General features: G+C 72.8%; 7 protein-coding genes. 3 read left to right on the plus strand and 4 right to left on the minus strand.

Annotated elements, in window-relative coordinates; all coding sequences use genetic code 11:
* Positions 1-5: 5 nt before the first annotated feature.
* The 3 genes from OG956_RS39290 to OG956_RS39300 all read right to left on the minus strand — a co-directional run bounded on the left by OG956_RS39290 (position 6) and on the right by OG956_RS39300 (position 13,115).
* Positions 6-1,235 carry a cytochrome P450 gene (locus OG956_RS39290; protein ID WP_330343144.1) on the minus strand — a complete coding sequence of 410 codons (1,230 nt, stop codon included), beginning with the start codon at positions 1,233-1,235 and terminating at the stop codon, positions 6-8.
* Positions 1,236-1,411: 176 nt separating this feature from the next.
* Positions 1,412-11,887, minus strand: a complete 10,476-nt coding sequence (locus tag OG956_RS39295) for a type I polyketide synthase (protein ID WP_330343145.1) — start codon at positions 11,885-11,887, stop codon at positions 1,412-1,414.
* 40 nt (positions 11,888-11,927) lie between these two features.
* Entirely contained in the window at positions 11,928-13,115 is a 1,188-nt protein-coding gene (locus OG956_RS39300; protein WP_330343146.1) for a DUF993 family protein, read from the minus strand.
* Positions 13,116-13,345: 230 nt separating this feature from the next.
* Here OG956_RS39300 and OG956_RS39305 point away from each other — a divergent pair, with 230 nt between their 5' ends.
* Positions 13,346-13,765, plus strand: coding sequence for a VOC family protein (locus tag OG956_RS39305; protein WP_330343147.1), 420 nt, complete (start codon positions 13,346-13,348; stop codon positions 13,763-13,765).
* Positions 13,766-13,798: 33 nt separating this feature from the next.
* Here OG956_RS39305 and OG956_RS39310 read toward each other — a convergent pair whose 3' ends face one another.
* Positions 13,799-14,626: an SDR family NAD(P)-dependent oxidoreductase gene (locus tag OG956_RS39310; protein ID WP_330343148.1), complete on the minus strand. Its 828-nt coding sequence runs from the start codon at positions 14,624-14,626 to the stop codon at positions 13,799-13,801.
* Between the two features lie 90 nt (positions 14,627-14,716).
* Between OG956_RS39310 and OG956_RS39315 the strand changes: the two genes are divergently transcribed.
* Positions 14,717-16,324 carry an MFS transporter gene (locus tag OG956_RS39315; protein ID WP_330343149.1) on the plus strand — a complete coding sequence of 536 codons (1,608 nt, stop codon included), beginning with the start codon at positions 14,717-14,719 and terminating at the stop codon, positions 16,322-16,324.
* Positions 16,325-16,587: 263 nt separating this feature from the next.
* Entirely contained in the window at positions 16,588-17,436 is an 849-nt protein-coding gene (locus OG956_RS39320; protein WP_330343150.1) for a mycofactocin-coupled SDR family oxidoreductase, read from the plus strand.
* Positions 17,437-17,473 lie beyond the last annotated feature (37 nt).

Raw genomic sequence — 17,473 nt, forward strand, 5'->3', positions numbered from 1 at the left:
GGCGCTCACCATGTGACGGGGCACTCGTACATGCCGTAGATGAGCGTGTCGTTCTTGAACGACAGCTCCTCGAACGGCACGGCGAGCCGCAGCTCGGGGATGCGGCGGAACAGCGTGTTGAAGACGATCTCCAGCTCGACCTTCACCAGGCTCGCCCCGGGGCACTGGTGGACGCCGCCACCGAAGGCCACATGGCCGCGGGTGTCGCGGTGGATGTCGAAGACGTCGGGATCGTCGAAGACGGCCTCGTCGCGGTTGGCGGAGCCGTACAGCAGGATGACGCCCTCGCCCTCACGGACCGTCACGTCGCCGAGCCGCACGTCCTCCGTGGCGACACGGGCGCTCGCCGAGTCGTTGATCGACAGGTAGCGCAGCAGCTCCCCGATCGCCTTCGGGGTCAGCGACGGGTCGGCCTTGATCTGCTCGAGCTGCTCGGGGTGCTGCAGCAGGGTCACCGTCCCCAGCGAGATCATGTTGGCCGCGGTGTCGAAACCGCCGAACATGAGCATGCGGGCGATGGCCACCAGGTCGTGGTGCTCGAGCGCCCCGTCCTCCTTGTTCTTGGCGATGATGCGGCTGAGCAGGTCGTCGGTCGGGTTCTTCTCCTTCTCCGTGACCAGCGCGGCCAGGTGCTGCTCCATCTCCAGCTGGCGCCGGTCGAGTTCGTCGGCCTCCAGCCCCCGGGTCATGGTGCCCTCGGCGTGCTCCCGGAACGACGTGGCGTCCTCGGCGGGGGCGCCCATCAGCTCGGCGAACAGCAGCGTGGGCACCGGCACGGCGAGTTCCTGCACGAGGTCGACGGGGCCGCCCTTGGCGAGCATCCGGTCGATGCAGTCGTCCACGAACCGCTGGATGCGGGGCCGCAGCGCCGTGACGCGCTTGACGGTGAACTCGGGGATCAGCAGGCGCCGGCGTACGGTGTGCTCGGGTGCGTCCAGGGCCAGCAGCGGCAGTTCGAGGGTGTTGAGGATCTCCTGGGACAGCGCGACCTGGTGCGGGTACCCCGGATTGCGCCAGTTGGAGCTCATCGCCGGCGAGGTCAGCACCTGCTTGACGAGGTCATGGGTGGCCACCACCCACGCCTCCTTGCCCGACACCTCCACCTTGACCTTGGAGACCGGCTCTTCGGCCCGCAGTCGCGCGTATTCCGGAGTGTGGCGGAACGGGCATTTCTCGGCCAACGGAAAGGAGGGGGTCTCGGTTTCCGTTCGTTCGTCGTTGACGAGGTCTGCCATGTGACAGTTACCTTCTCGATCGTGGGCGCGAATTCGGTCGTCCGGACCGAAGAGAAACGATCCTTCCTTTGACGCTATCCAGTCGCCCCACGCAGGCCCACCCCTAACAGCCCCCTAGGGAAGCCGGGCGGCCGACGGCGGCCGCCTCCCGTGGGAGACGGCCGCCGAGCAGCCGGTCAGGCGTCGCCGAGAGCCAGGTTGATCAGGGCGTCCGTGTCCAGATCGTCGATGGACCCGCTTTTCCCGGACAGATCCTGAGCATCCGTCGGACCGGTGGTGAGGGCGTCCTGGTCCTCGGCCAGCGACAGCAGGGCGTCGGCCAGGCCGCTGGCCCGCAGCCGCTCCACCGGAATCACCCGCAGGATTTCCCGGATCCGCTCCTCCTCCGGATCGGTGCCGGCCTGGGTTTCCGTGGCGGGTGCCAATTCGGCGGACAGGTGGTCGGCCAGGGCCCGTGCATTCGGGAATTCGAAGACGAGCGTGGCCGGAAGGCGCAAATCCGTCTGCGCGTTGATGCCGTTGCGGAATTCCACCGCGCCGAGGGAATCGAATCCCAGGTCCTTGAAGGACCGGTCCGGGTCGATCGCGGCCGCCGACGCGTGCCCGAGGATCGCCGCGGCCTGGCCGAGGACCAGGTCCAGCAGGACAGCGGTGCGTTCGGCGGCGGGCAGGGCGCGGACCCGCTCGCGCAGCCCGGTGACCGGTGCGTTCGCGGCGGCCGCCGTACGCCGCGCGGCGGAGCGCACCAACCCGCGCAGCAGCGCCGGCACATCGGCGTCGTACGAACCCAGGGCGAGACGGACGGGAACCACCGCGGGCAGTTCCTGCGCGCACGCGGCGTCGAAGAGAGCGAGCCCCTCCTTGGCGGACATCTCCCGCACGCCGGAGCGGTTCAGGCGTTCCCGGTCGGCCTCGCTCAGTTCGCCGGTCATGCCGGTGTCGCTTTCCCACAGGCCCCAGGCCAGGGAGTGGGCGGGTAGTCCGCGGGTGCGGCGGTGGGTGGCGAGGGCGTCGAGGTAGGCGTTGGCGGCGGCGTAGGAGGCCTGGCCTGCGTTGCCGAAGACGCCGGCTGCGGAGGAGAACAGGACGAAGGCGGTCAGGGGGTGGTTCTGGGTGAGTTCGTGGAGGTTCCAGGCGGCGTCGGCTTTGGGTCGTAGTACGGCTGCGACCCGGTCGGGGGTGAGGGAGGTGACGAGTCCGTCGTCGAGGACGCCGGCGGTGTGGATGACGGCGGTGACGGGGTGGTCGGTGAGCAGCGCTGCCATGGCTTGGCGGTCGGAGGCGTCGCATGCGGCGAGGGTCACCTCGGCGCCGAGTGCGGTGAGTTCGTCGCGTTGTTGGGTGGCGCCGGGTGCGTCGGGTCCGCGTCGGCTGGTGAGCAGGAGGTGGCGTACGCCGTGTTGGGTGACGAGGTGTCGGGTGAGGATGCGGCCGAGGGCGCCGGTGGCTCCGGTGACCAGGACGGTGCTGTCGGGGCCGAAGGCGGTGGGGGGCTGCTCGGCGCCGGTGCCGGTGGGGGTGAGGCGGGTGAGCCGGGCGCTGTGGGGGCGTCCGTCGCGGATGAGGATCTGGGGTTCGCCGGTGGCGAGGGCGGTGGGGAGGTCGGGGTGGTCGGGGGTGTCGGTGTCGATGAGGAGGAACTGGCCGGGGTTCTCGGCTTGTGCGGAGCGTATGAGGCCCCAGGCGGCGGCGCCGGCGAGGTCGGTGATGTCCTCGCCGGGCAGTGCGGCCGCGCCGCTGGTGACGACGGCGAGCTTCGAGCCCTTGGCCAGGTGCTCCCGCACCTCGGCCAGCACCTGGGTGACAACCGCGTGCACCGCCTCGGGACCCGTGCCCGGCTCGGTGCGCAGCACGGTGAACCCGTCCGCCGACGCCCCACCGGGCCGCGCCACGGCCTCCGACCACTCGACGCGGTACAGGTCGTCCTGCCGGGCCCTGGGCATCTCGGTCAGCTCACGCAGCGTCAGCGACTCCGCAGTCAGCACCGGCGCCCCCAGTCCGTCGGCGACCAGCACCGACACGGCACCCTCGGCCCGCGGCCGCAGTCGCACCCTGACCCGCGTGGCGCCCGAGGCGTGCAGGGCCACACCCGACCAGGCGAACGGCAGCCGCGCGGCGGAGTCGTCCCCGGCCAGCCCCAGCACGTGCAGGCAGGCGTCGAACAGGGCCGGATGCAGCCCGAAGCCCGTCGCCTCGGCGGCGGTCTCCGCGGGCAGCCCCACCTCGGCGTACAGGTCGTCCCCGTGCCGCCAGGCGGCGGTCAGACCCTGGAAGTCCGGACCGTAGGCGAACCCGGCTTCGGCGAGAGCGTCGTACAGGCCGTCCACGGCAAGCGGCTCGGCGTCCGGCGGCGGCCACGCGGCGAGGGTGTCCGAGCCGGCCGGTGCGACGGACGTCAGCAGACCCGTGGCATGCCGCGTCCAGACACCGCCGCGGCCCTCGTCCCGCGAGTGCAGAGCCAGGGTACGGCCACCACCGGAGTCCTCGCCGACCGTGATCTGGAAGGCGACGCCCCCGCGCTCGGGCAGTATCAGTGGCGCCTCGAGGGCGAGGTCGTCGAGCACCTCGCAGCCGACCTGCTCCCCGGCTGCCAGCGCCAGCTCCACGAACGCCGTACCCGGAAGGATGACGGTGCCCTGCACCGCGTGCCCGGCCAGCCAGGGCTGCGACTCCAGCGACAACCTCCCGGTGAACACCACCGCGTCCGACTCCGGTGACCACACCGCGGCACCCAGCAGCGGATGCTCCGCCGTCTCCAGCCCGGCCCCGGCCACGTTCGCGCCCGCGGCCTCGCCGTGCCACAGCTCGGCGAGGTAGTCCTTGGCGTCGAGCCAGTAGCGGGTGCGCTGGAAGGCGTAGGTGGGCAGGTCGGTGCGGCGGGCGCCGGTGGTGGCGTAGTAGGCGGTCCAGTCCACGCGGGTGCCGGTGGTGTGCAGGTGGCCGAGTGCGGCGGCGAGTTCGTGGGTTTCGTCGCGGTCGCGGCGTTGGGTGGGGATGAAGGTGGCGTCGTCGGTGGTGGCGGGTCCGAGGGCGGTGAGGACGGCGTCGGGGCCGATCTCCAGGTGGGTGGTGGCGGGTATGCGGGTGAGGGCTTCGGTGAAGCGGACGGGCTTGCGGATGTGTTCGGTCCAGTAGTCGGGGGTGGTGAGTTCGTCGGTGACCGGCTGTCCGGTGACGGTGGAGACGAACGGGATGCGCGGCCGCTGGTAGGTCAGGGATTCGGCCACGGCCCGGAAGTCGTCCAGGACGGGGTCCATGAGGGGGGAGTGGAAGGCGTGGCTGACGGCGAGCTGTTTGGTCTTGCGGCCCTGTGCGGCGAACTGCTCCGCGATCGCCGCCACCGCGTCCTCGCTGCCCGAGATCACCGTGGACGAAGGCGCGTTGAGGGCGGCGATGCCGGTCTGGTCGGTCAGCAGCGGCAGGACTTCGTCCTCGGTGGCCTGTACGGCGATCATGGTGCCGCCGGTGGGGAGGGCCTGCATGAGGCGTCCGCGGGCGGTGACCAGGCGGGCGGCGTCGTCGAGGGAGAACACGCCGGCGACGTGGGCGGCGGCGATCTCGCCGATGGAGTGTCCGGCGAGGTGGTCGGGGATGACGCCGAAGGACTCGATGAGCCGGTAGAGGGCGACTTCGAAGGCGAACAGGGCGGGCTGGGTGTACTGGGTCTGGTTGAGCAGGTCGGCGTCGTCGCCCCAGATGACCTCGCGCAGTGGCCGGTCCAGGTGTGTGTCGACGGCGGCGAGCACCGCCTCGAGGGCCTCGGCGAAGACGGGGTAGGTCTCGGCCAGCTCCCGGCCCATGCCGAGGCGCTGCGCGCCCTGCCCGGTGAACAGGAAGGCGAGCTTGCCGTCCTGGGCGCGGCCGCGCAGCACACCGGGAGCGGTGCGGCCCTCGGCCAGCGCCTCCAGGCCCTCCAGCAGGCTCTCCAGGCCGTGGCCGGTGACGGCGGCGCGGTGGTCCAGCGCCGCTCGCGTGGTGGCCAGGGTGTGGGCGACGTCGGTGGTGGAGACGTCCGGGCGGGCGGTCAGCCAGTCGTGCAGCTGCCGGGCCTGCGCGGGCAGCGCCTCGGCCGACTTGGCCGACAGCAGCAGGGAGACCGGTCCGGCCGTACCGTCGGCTCCGTCACCCGGGCGGGGCTCGTCCGGCTGGACGGGTGCCTGCTCGATGATGACGTGGGCGTTGGTGCCGCTCATGCCGAAGGAGGACACGCCGGCCCGGCGGGGGCGGTCCGTCCCGGGCCAGTCGCGGGCCTCGGTCAGCAGCCGGACGGCACCCGACTCCCAGTCCACGTGCGGGGTGGGCTCGTCCACGTGCAGGGTCCTGGGCAGGACGCCCTCACGGATCGCCATGACCATCTTGATGACACCGCCGACGCCGGCGGCGGCCTGGGCGTGGCCGATGTTGGACTTCAGCGAGCCCAGCCACAGCGGCCGGTCCTCGGGCCGGTTCTGCCCGTAGGTGGCCAGCAGCGCCTGCGCCTCGATCGGATCGCCCAGCGTGGTGCCGGTGCCGTGCGCCTCCACCGCGTCCACGTCCTCGGCGGTGAGCCCGGCCGTGGTCAGCGCCTGCCGGATCACCCGCTGCTGGGCGGGGCCGCTCGGTGCCGACAGTCCGTTGCTGGCGCCGTCCTGGTTGATGGCGGAGGAGCGCAGCAGCGCGAGCACGGGGTGGCCGTTGCGGCGCGCGTCGGACAGCCGCTCCAGCAGCAGCAGACCGACGCCCTCACCCCAGCCGGTGCCGTCGGTGGCGCCGGCGAAGGAGCGGCAGCGGCCGTCCTTGGACAGGCCCCGCTGTCGGCTGAACTCCACGAACAGCTCGGGGCTCGCCATCACGGTGACGCCGCCGGCCAGCGCGAGATCCACCTCACCGGCACGCAGCGCCTGCGCGGCCAGGTGCATCCCCACGAGGGAGGAGGAGCAGGCGGTGTCCACCGTCACCGCCGGACCTTCGAAGCCGTACGTGTACGACACCCGGCCGGAGGCGATCGCGCCGGTTCCGCTGTTGGCGGCGTAGTCGTGCGACATGACGCCCGCGTAGACGCCGGTGGCGCTGCCCTTCAGCGTCGCCGGGTCGATGCCCGCCCGCTCGAACACCTCCCAGGACGCCTCCAGCAGGAGTCGCTGCTGCGGGTCGATGGCCTCCGCCTCGACAGGGCTGATGCCGAAGAAGTCCGCGTCGAAGTCGCCCGCGTCATAGACGAACCCGCCCTCGCGGACATAGCTCGTGTGCGGCCGCTCGCCCTCCGGGTCGTACAGCCGTTCCAGGTCCCAGCCCCGGTCGGCCGGGAACGCGCCGATGGCGTCCGTGCCGTCGGCGACCAGCCGCCACAGGTCCTCCGGGGAGCGCACCCCGCCGGGGTAGCGGCAGGCCATGGCGACGATCGCGACCGGCTCGTCGTCGGCGGCGCGGACCGCGGTGACCGGCGCCGCGGCGGCGGCCTGGTCGCCGCAGGCCTCCGCCACCAGATGGCGGGCCAGCGCGGTCGGGTTGGGATGGTCGAACACCACGGTGACGGGCAGCCGTACGCCCGCGGCCTCGCCGAGCCGGTTGCGCAGCTCGACCGCGCTCAGGGAGTCGAAGCCCAGCTCGCGGAAGGCCCGTTCGGCCTCGACCTCCTCGGGGGAGCCGTAGCCGAGGACCGCGGCGACCTTCTCGCGCACCAGGTCCAGGGCCGCTGCCACCCGCTCGGCCTCGGGCAGCCGCAGCAGCCGCTCGCCGAAGGAACCCGCGGACGCGACCGACTGGGCGGTGCCCCGGCGCACGGCCGGCACCAGCGCGGTGAAGACCGGCTGCGGGGAGGCGTCGTCCGCGCGGATCCCCGCCAGGTCGAACCGGGCCGGCACCAGCAGCGCCGCGTCACTGGTGACGGCGGCGTCGAACAGCGCCAGGCCCTCGTCGTCGGCGAGCCCGAGCAGCCCGTTGCGGGACATGCGGCCGCGGTCCGTCTCGTCGAGGTCGCCGGTCATGCCGCTCGCCTCGGCCCAGAAGCCCCAGGCGAGCGACTGCCCGGCGAGGCCGGCCGCCCTGCGGTGGGCGGCGAGGCAGTCCAGGAAGGCGTTGGCCGCGGCATAGTTGCCCTGGCCGGGCGCGCCGATGACACCCGCGGCGGAGGAGAAGAGCACGAAGGCGGACAGGTCCTGGCCCTCGGTGAGTTCGTGCAGGTGGAGTGCGGCGTCCGCCTTGGCGGCGAGGACCCGGTCCACCCGCTCCGGGGTGAGCGAGGAGAGCGTTCCGTCGTCGAGGACGCCCGCGGCGTGCACCACGCCGGTCAGCGGGCGACCGGCCGGGACGGCGGCCAGAACGGCGGCCAGCGCCTCGCGGTCACCGGCGTCGCAGGCGGCCACGGTGGTCTCGGCCCCCGACTCGGCCAGTTCCGCGACCAGTTCCGCCGCGCCGGGGGCGTCCGGGCCGCGGCGGCCGAGCAGCAGCAGGTGCCGTACGCCGTGCTCGCGCACCAGGTGCCGGGCGACGAGCCGGCCCAGCATGCCGGTGCCGCCGGTGATCAGGACCGTGCCGTCCGGCCCGAAGCGGGACTCGGGCTCGCCGGGCACGGCCCGCACCAGCCGGGCGGCCCGCACCACTGAGCCGCGCACCGCGACCTGCGGCTCTCCGGAGGCCACGATCGCGTCCAGCACCTCGGCCGGGTCGGTGCCCGCCTCGAGGTCGGCCAGCACGAACCGGTCCGGATGCTCCGACTGCGCCGAACGCACCAGACCCCATACGGCACCGCCCGCCAGGTCGTCGACCGGTTCCCCCTCGGTGGCGACCGCGCCGCGGGTGACCACCACCAGGCGCGCGTCCTCGAGCCGCTCGTCGGTGATCCAGCGCTGGAGCACCCCGAGGACGTGCTGGGTCCGGGCGTGCACGGCGGCGGCGTCGGTGCCCGGCTCGGTGGCGAGCACCACCACCTCGGGCACGGCATCCGGCTCGCCGTCACGGTCCAGCCGCTCCCAGTCGGTCCAGGAGACCGGCGCGGCCTGGGCGGCGGGGACGGGCTGCCAGCGCAACCGGTACAGCGAGTCCACGCGGCGGGGCACCGCGGCACCGGCGACCGGGCGCAGCACCAGGGAGTCGACCGAGACGACGGGTGCGCCCGAGGCGTCCACGGCGACCAGGCAGACCTCACCGGCGCGCACCGGGGTCAGCCGCACCCGCAGCGTGCGGGCGCCGGTCGCGTGCAGCCGTACCCCGGACCAGGCGAAGGGCAGCGCCGCCTCGTCGCCGACCGCGTCGGTGAGGGCGACCGCGTGCAGGGCGGAGTCGAGCAGCGCCGGGTGCAGCCCGAAGCGCTCGGTGGAGGTGGCCTCGGCGAGCACGACCTCCGCGTAGACGTCCTCGCCGACCCGCCAGGCGGCGGTCAGACCCTGGAACTGCGGTCCGTAGCGCAGGCCGGTCTCCGCGAGGTCGTCGTAGAGCGTGGTGACGTCCAGCGGGACCGCGTCGCGCGGCGGCCACACGGCCACGTCGAACGCCGCGGCCGCACCCGTGCCCGCGGCGAGCACGCCGGTCGCATGCCGCGTCCAGGGCACGTCCGGCCCGGCCTGCTCGGGGCGGGAGTGGATCCGCAGCTCGCGGCGGCCGGCCTCGTCCGGGCCGCCCACCACGACCTGCAGCTGCACCGCCTCGCCGGGGGCCAGGACCAGCGGCGCGTTCAGGGTGAGTTCGGCGACCTGGTCGCAGCCCACCTGGTCGCCGGCGCGTACGGCGAGTTCGACGAAACCGGTGCCGGGGAAGAACACCGCGTCCCGCACCACGTGGTCGGCGACCCAGGGCTGGGTGTGCGCCGACAGCCGGCCGGTGAGGGTCACACCGCCGTCCTCCGGGGCCACCACCACCGCGCTCAGCAGCGAGTGCCCGGCGGCCGCCAGGCCGGCCGAGACGACGTCACCGGCCGCGCCGGGCGCCGCCTGAAGCCAGTAACGGCGGTGCTGGAAGGCGAACGTCGGCAGCGGCACGTGCCGGCCGGGACGTCCGGCCAGCAGGGGGGAGAAGTCCACGGCCGCGCCGCGCACGTACGCTTCGGCCAGCGAGGCGGCGAACCGGTCAAGGCCGCCCTCCCTGCGCCGCAGCGAGCCGACGGCCACCGCAGCCGTGCCCGCGTCGGCGAAGGTCTCCTCCACCCCGAGCTTCAGCACCGGGTGCGGGCTGGCCTCGACGAACAGCCCGAACCCGGCGGCCAGCAGGGCGCGGGTGGCATCCTCGAACAGCACCGTCTGGCGCAGGTTGGTGTACCAGTACTCGGCGCCCATCACCGTGGTGTCGATGAGGTCACCGGTGACGGTGGAGTAGAACGCGACCTCGCAGGAGCGCGGCCGCACGGGGGCGAGCACCTCCAGGATGCGCTCCCGGACGTTCTCGACGAACACCGAGTGCGAGGCGTAGTCGACGGGGATCATCCGGGCCCGTGTGCCCTCGCCCTCCAGGGTGTCCCGCAGCTCCTCGAGCGCGTCGACGTGCCCGCACACCACCGTGGAGCCCGGCCCGTTGACCGCGGCCAGGGACAGCTTGCCCGGCCAGGCCTCGATGCGCCGGGCGGCCTCCCGCGCCGGCAGCCCGACCGACATCATTCCGCCCAGCCCGGCGAGTTCCTCCCGGATGACCTTGCTGCGCAGGGCCACCACGCGGGCGCCGTCCTCGACGGAGAGCGCGCCCGCCACCGTGGCCGCGGCGATCTCGCCCTGGGAGTGGCCGACCACGGCCCCGGGCCGGACGCCGAAGGACTCCCACAGCCGGGCCAGCGACACCATCACCGCCCACAGCACCGGCTGCACCACGTCCACCTCGTCCAGGGTGGGCGCGCCGGGCCGCTCGCGCAGCACCTCGAACAGGTCCCAGTCGGTGAACAGCCGCAGCGCCTCGGCGCACTCGGTCATGGACCGGGCGAACGCCGGGGCCGTCTCCAGGAGTTCCACGGCCATGCCCGCCCACTGCGAGCCCTGCCCGGGGAAGACGAACACCGGCGGGGCGTCACCGGCGACGGTGCCCTGCACCAGCCCCGCCGCCTCGCGGCCCTCGGCGAGCGCGGCCAGGGTGTCCAGCAGCTCCTGGCGGTCCGTGCCCAGGGCGACCGCCCGGTGCTCCAGCGCGGCCCGGCCGGTGGCCAGGGCGTGCGCCACGTCCCGTACGTCCTCCGCACCGCCGACGAGAGCGGTGTGCAGGCGCTCGGCCTGCGCGGCGAGCCCGGAGCCGCTGCGCGCGGAGACCACCCACGGAACGACGGCACCCGCCGGCGCCGCGTCCGCCGGACCGGCGGGCTCGTCGCCGGGCTCCTCGGGAGCCTGCTCGACGATGACGTGCGCGTTGGTACCGGACACGCCGAACGAGGACACCCCGCCCCGGCGCGGCCGGTCGCCCTCGGCCTGCCACGCACGGGGCTCGGTCAGCAGCCGGACGTCGCCGGCGTCCCAGTCGACGTGCGTGGAGGGCCGGGTGACGTGCAGCGTCCTCGGCATCACGCCGTTGCGGATGGCCATGACGGTCTTGATGATCCCGGCCACGCCCGCGGCGGCCTGGGTGTGCCCGATGTTGGACTTCAGCGAGCCCAGCCACAGCGGACGGTCGGCGGTGCGGTTCTGCCCGTAGGTCGCGAGCAGGGCCTGGGCCTCGATGGGGTCGCCGAGGGTCGTGCCGGTGCCGTGCGCCTCGACGAGGTCGATGTCGGACGTCGTCAGCCCGGCGTTGGCCAGTGCCTGCCGGATCACCCGCTGCTGCGCGGGGCCGTTGGGCGCGGTCAGCCCGTTGCTCGCACCGTCCTGGTTGACGGCCGAACCGCGGACCACCGCCAGCACGGGGTGGCCGTTGCGGCGGGCGTCGGACAGCCGTTCCAGCAGGAGCATTCCGGCACCCTCGCCCCAGCCGGTGCCGTTGGCGTCGTCGGAGAAGGCCTTGCAGCGGCCGTCGAAGGAGAGCGCGCCCTGCCGGCTGAACGCGACGAAGACCCCCGGCGTGGAGATGACCGCGGCACCGCCGGCCAGTGCCAGCGAGCACTCTCCGGCACGCAGCGCCTGGGCGGCGAGATGCAGGGTGACCAGAGAGGACGAGCAGGCGGTGTCGACGGTGACGGCCGGCCCCTCCAGCCCGAGGGTGTAGGAGACCCGTCCGGCGAGCACCGCCGCGGCGGTGGCGGTGGCTCCATAGTCGGCGACGGCGTCCGGGTTCTGCGCGTGGACGTACTCGTAGTCCTGGGCGCCCGTGCCCGCGTACACGCCGACGCGTTCCCCGCCGAGTGAATGCGGGTCGATCCCGGCGCGTTCGCAGGCCTCCCAGGCCAGTTCGAGCAGCATCCGCTGCTGCGGGTCCATCGCCACCGCCTCGCGGGGCGAGATACCGAAGAAGGCCGCGTCGAAGTCGGCGGCCTCGTCCACGAATCCGCCCACCCGCACGACGCTGCGGCCGGCGCCGTCGTCGGCGAAGAGCGCGTCCAGGTCCCAGCCCCGGTCGGAGGGGAACTCGCCGATGGCGTCGCGGCCTTCGGCCACCAGCTGCCACAGCTCCTCGGGGCTGCGCACGCCTCCGGGGTAACGGCAGCTCATGCCGATGATGGCGATGGGCTCCTGGCCGGCCGCCTCCACCTCCTGCAGCCGCTTGCGGGTCTGGGCCAGGTCGGCGGTGACCGCCTTCAGGTAATCGAGCAGCTTCTGGTCGTTCGACATCGGTGATCACCAATCTCCGGGCGGGCGGGGGCAGGCGTGCTCAGTCCAGGCCGGCGGTGGCCAGCACCACCCGCATCCGGCGCTCCGCCAGTTCCGGGTCGGGGAACAGACCCAGCTGGTCGGCGAGCCGGTACACCTTGGACAGGTGCGGGACCGAACGGGCGGACTGCTCGCCCCAGACCATCCGGAAGTGGTCCTGGTGGCCGGAGAGCCAGGCGAGGAAGACGAACCCGGTCTTGAAGAAACGCATCGTCAGGGCATTGCCCTCGAAGAGCTGCTGGGCCAGCGGGAGCGTGGACTCCAGCTCGGCGCGGAAGCGCGCGGTGTCGCCCTCGTCCAGGGCCCTGAAGCCCTCGGCGACGATCGGCGCGAGCGGGTCGAAGACAGAGGCGAGGGCGTCGCTGTGACCCTGCTCGTCACCGGCTATCAGCTCGGGGAAGTCGGTGATGTCGCCGTTGTAGACGTGGACGCCGGCGGGCACCCGGCGGCGCAGCTCGATCTCCTGGTCCCGGCCCAGCGGCCAGACCTTGACGCCGTCGATCTTGTCCACGTTGTCGTCGACCACGGCGAGGAACGCCTCGAGCGCCTTGTCCCACTCGGTGTAGCCCCAGTAGCCGGTCAGCCGGGGGTCGGACTCCGGCAGCACCCAGTGCAGGATCACCTTCTCGCGGGCCTGCCCGAGCAGCCGCTGGTAGACCCGGGCGTAGTCGTCGGGGCCCTGCGCGACCGCGGGCAGCGCGGGGCTGGCCATGATGATCAGCTCGGCGCCGGCGTCCTCGACGGCCTCGATCTGCTCCTCGTAGGCGGCGACGATCTCCTCGACGGTGTGCGGGCGCATCGGGTCGAGCTGGTCGGTCCACACCCCGCCGCCGATCCGGCCGCCGACCGCCTTGGCCTCGGCGGCGGAGCGGCGGATCAGCTCCGCGGAGGTGGCCCAGTCCAGGCCCAGCGCACGGTTCTGCGTGTCCAGCGCCTCCGCCAGCGCGAAGCCGTGCGACCACAGGTGCCGGCGGAAGGCGAGGGTGGCATCCCAGTCGAGGGCCGGCGGCGAGAAGGGCTCCCAGCCCAGCAGCAGAGGCGAGTTGGCGGCGAGCGGGTCGGCCACCACATGGGCGGTGGAGAACACCGCCCGGCTGCGGATGGGCGCGCCGCTCGGGGTGAGGGGCCGGGGTGCGGTCCGCGGCTGATAGGCCGTCAGGGTGCCGTCGTACTCGGGAAGTTCGATCACGGACGTGGCTCCAAGGCTCGATCGGTGAGGGCATCGGCCGCGGCGGAAGGCGCGGACTTCTCGCCACATTCAAGCGACGTGAGCTTGGAGAACTCCACCGGTGGCGCCCCCTGAAAACCCCCCTGAACTTCCGGCCCGACCGCGGTAGGGGTGCACTGGGGCGGCCGGTGCTGGCTACGGTCGGCGGGTCCGGCGCACCGCATGCGACCGACTCAGAAAACGGAGTGAAGATGAGCCCTCGACCGCCCATTCTCGTGGGCACCCTGCATCCACGGCTGCTGGTCGACGACTTCGCCGCCTGCTTCCGGTTCTACGACGCCGTCCTCGACGGCCTGTGCGGCGCGAAGGTCGCCGAGGGCAACGCCCAGGGGCCGTACGCGCGGTGGAACGCCGACGACGAGCCGGTGCTCGCGGTGATCGACCGCGCGGCCATGAAGACCATGCTCGAGGTGCGGGAGGGCGACGCCGACACCGCGCTGCTCTGTTTCCGCCTCGACGACGTACCGGCGGCGCAGCGGCTGTGCGAGGAGTACGGCGGCTCGGTGGTCTCCGCGGCCGCCCCCCGCCCGGAGTGGGGTCCGGAGACCGTCGTGGCCTATGTCCGTGATCCGGCCGGCCACCTCATCGAGCTGCAGGCGTCGCCGGACTGACCCCCGCCGCGGAGGGCCCGCCCGGCGACGAGATCAGAGCGGAAGGCCGGTGCCATGGGCGCAGACGTCCCACAGGGCGCCGGCGACGTCCGGGTCCTCCGCGGTGGCGCCCGGGTCCGTGCGGCGGCAGTCCTTGTAGTACTCGCCGTGCAGCGGAGCGTCGGTGCCGGCCAGCATCAGCAGCGTCTCCGCGCCCTTCTCGGGGGTGCCGACGAACCGCTGGACGGTGCCGCGCAGCGGGCCGGAGGCCAGCAGCCGCTCCCGCCACAGCTCCCGCGCGAGTCCCCCCAGGAAGACACCCGGGTGGAAGTCGGCGACCCCGATGTCCGGGTGGCGGCGGGCGTATTCGCGGGTCAGCAGTGCGAGGGCGAGCTTGCTGTCGGCGTAGGCCTCGTAGGGCTCGTATCCGGAGGCGCCGTTGATGTTCTTCGGGTTCAGCTGGCGGCGACCCTCGATGACCTGTGAGGAGGTGACGAGCACCCGTCCCTGGCTGTCGCGCAGCCGCTCGGTCAGCAGCCTGGTCAGCATGTACGGGGCCACGGCGTTGACCTGGAAGGTCTGCTCGAAGCCGTCCTTGGTGACCGTGTGCTTGGACAGGATGCAGCCGGCGTTGTTGACGAGCACGTCGATGCGCGGGCAGCGGTCCAGCAGCACCTTGGCCAGCCGGCGCACCTCGGTCAGCTCCGAGAAGTCGGCGGTCAGCGGTTCCGTTCCCAGTTCGGCGGCGATGGCCGCGGTCTTCTCCGCCGAGCGTCCGACCGGTACGACGTGCGCTCCCGCGGCGTGCAGGCGGCGGGCGGCCACCTCGCCGAGGCCCGAGCTGGCACCGGTCACGACCACAGTCTTGCCCTGCAGGTTCATCGGTTCTCTCCGTTCTCGACCTGGCGCTGGGCAGATCACTCTTTCGTCCACCGAGCTTCTATACAACCGTACTATACAGGAGTCTTAGACGTGCGTCTAGATTCGCCCCCCACACCCCTCGGGACGGCAAGGGCCGGACGCCGCGAATGGATCGGGCTCGCCGTTCTGATCCTTCCGGTGCTGCTGGTCTCCATGGACATCACCGTCCTGTACTTCGCGCTCCCGTCGATCTCGGCGAGCCTGCACCCCTCGGGCACCCAGCAGCTGTGGATGATCGACATCTACGGCTTCGTGCTGTCCGGGCTGCTGATCACCATGGGCGGCGTCGGCGATCGCATCGGCCGCCGACGCCTGCTCGTCCTCGGCAGCATCGTCTTCGGCGGCGCCTCCGCCACGGCCGCCTTCGCCGGCTCGCCCGCTGTGCTGATCATGGCCCGCGCGCTGCAGGGCGTCGGCGGCGCCACCCTCATGCCCTCCACGCTCGGCCTGATCCGCAACATGTTCCACGACGCGGGCCAGCGCCGGAACGCGATCGCCGTGTGGACCGTCGGCATGGGCATGGGCTCGGCCATCGGCCCCGTCCTGTCCGGCCTGCTGCTCACCCAGTTCTGGTGGGGCTCGATCTTCCTGGTGAACCTGCCGTTCATCGCGCTGCTGCTGCTCGCCCTGCCGTTGCTCGTGCCCGAGTACCGTGACCGGGCCACCCGCCTGGACCTGCCCTCGGCGCTGCTGTCCATGGGCGCCGTGCTGCCCACCGTGTGGGCGCTGAAGAAGTTCGCCGCCGACGGCTACTCGGTGCAGCCGGTCGTCGCGCTGGTGACCGGCGCGGTCCTGGGCGTGGTCTTCGTCCTGCGGCAGCGCTCGCACCCGCACCCGATGATCGACCTGACCCTGTTCCGCAAGCGCGGCTTCGGCCCGTCGATGAGCTGCAACGTGGTGGCCTACTTCACCATGGTCGGCTTCGGGATCTTCACCACCCAGTACCTCATGGAGGTGCTGCGGATGAGCCCCCTCGAAGCGGCGCTGTGGACCCTGGCCAGTCCGGTGGCGATCATGCTCTTCGCGCCCCTGGCGGTCAAGACCGCCACCGTGGTGCGTCCGGCCTATGTGATCGTCGCCGGCTTCCTCATCGCGGCGACCGGCTGCTTCCTGGTCACCCGGCTCGGCACCACCCGTGACATCCCGCTGATCATCAGCGGCACGGTGTGCATGGGCGTGGGCGTCGTCATCTCCAACACCATCGTCACCGACCAGATCATGGGCTTCACCTCCGAGGCCCAGTCCGGCCGGGTCTCCGCCATGCTGCAGACCTGCCAGGAACTCGGCGGCGCCCTCGGGGTCGCCGTCCTCGGCAGCATCGGCGCCTCGGTCTTCGGCAGCACCATGGACCGCACCATCCCCTCCGGACTGCCCGCGGGGGCTCTCGAAGCCTCCCGGCAGACGCTGGGCGGTGCGCACAACTACTCCATGACGCTGAAGGAGCCACAGGCCGGCGAGCTGTTCCACACCGCCCAGGCGGCCTTCGTCAAGTCACTGACCCCGGCCGGGTTCACGGCCATCGGCGTGCTGGCGCTGATGTCCGTCTTCGTGCTCCTCTCGCTGCGGCACCTGGTCCCCGCCGCCCCGGCCCAGACCGCACCCGGCGAGCCGGGCGGGGACACGAGCACGGAAGCCGAACACACCCCCGCTGCCGCCTGATCCGGCGCCCCGGCGGACGAGCGCTCCGGTCGTCGCCCCTGCACGACCGGAGCGCTCCCCGTGCCGCGCCCGCCGCTCCAGGCATCCCACCCGGTGTCCGGAGCTCCGCACACCCCTAAATGCCTCCCGTCCGCGCCGGTTAGGGGGCCCCGAAGCGGCCCGGCGGGCTCCGGCGCGCAGTAAGAAGGACGACGGATCGACCCGCGTACGGCACGTTCCCGTCGGCGGGACCCCTTGGAACCGGACGAGCGAAGGAGCCAGGCATGGGCCGGGTTTCGGGCAAGGCAGTGGTCATCACCGGCGCGGCGCGCGGCCAGGGCCGCAGCCACGCGGTGCGGCTGGCGCAGGAGGGCGCCGACATCATCGCCATCGACATCCCCTTCGATCCCGGCGTCACCGAGTACCCGCTGGCCACCGCCGAGGAACTGGCCGAAACCGCCCGCCTGGTGGAGAAGGCCGGCCGCAGGGCCGTCGTCCGCCAGGCCGACGTCCGCGACCGGGCGGCGCTGCGCGCGGCCATCGACGAGTCGGTCGCCGAACTCGGCCGCCTCGACGCCGTCGTCGCCAACGCGGGCATCCTGCCGATCGGCGCCCACCGTCCGATCGACGCCTTCACCGAGACCGTCGACACCAACCTCACCGGCGTCCTCAACACCGTGCACGCGGCGCTGCCCCACCTCGGCGAGGGCGGCTCCGTCATCGTCACCGGCTCCGCCGCCGGCCTCATGCCGGGCCATGGCGACGTCGCCCAGGCGGGCTCCGGCTTCGCCGCCTACAAGTACGCCAAGCGTTCCCTGGTCGACTTCGTCAACACCCTGGCCGTTCAGCTCGGCCCGACGGGCCGCCGCATCAATGCCGTGCACCCGACCAACGTGGACACGGCGATGGTGCAGAACGAGGTCATGTACCGGGCCATCCGCCCCGACCTGGAGAGCCCCACCCGCGAGGACGCGGAACAGGGCTTCACCTCGATGCACTCCATCGCCGTTCCCTATGTCGACCCGTCCGACGTCTCCCACGCCGTGGTCTACCTCGCGTCCGACGAGTCCCGCTACGTCACCGGCCTGCACCTGAAGATCGACGCGGGCGCCCTGGTCAAGGCCGGGCTGTGACGGCCGTAGTTAGGGGCCGGTAGGGGTTATTGACCGC

This window comes from Streptomyces sp. NBC_00557 (assembly GCF_036345995.1).
In the GTDB taxonomy this organism is placed as follows: Bacteria; Actinomycetota; Actinomycetes; order Streptomycetales; family Streptomycetaceae; genus Streptomyces.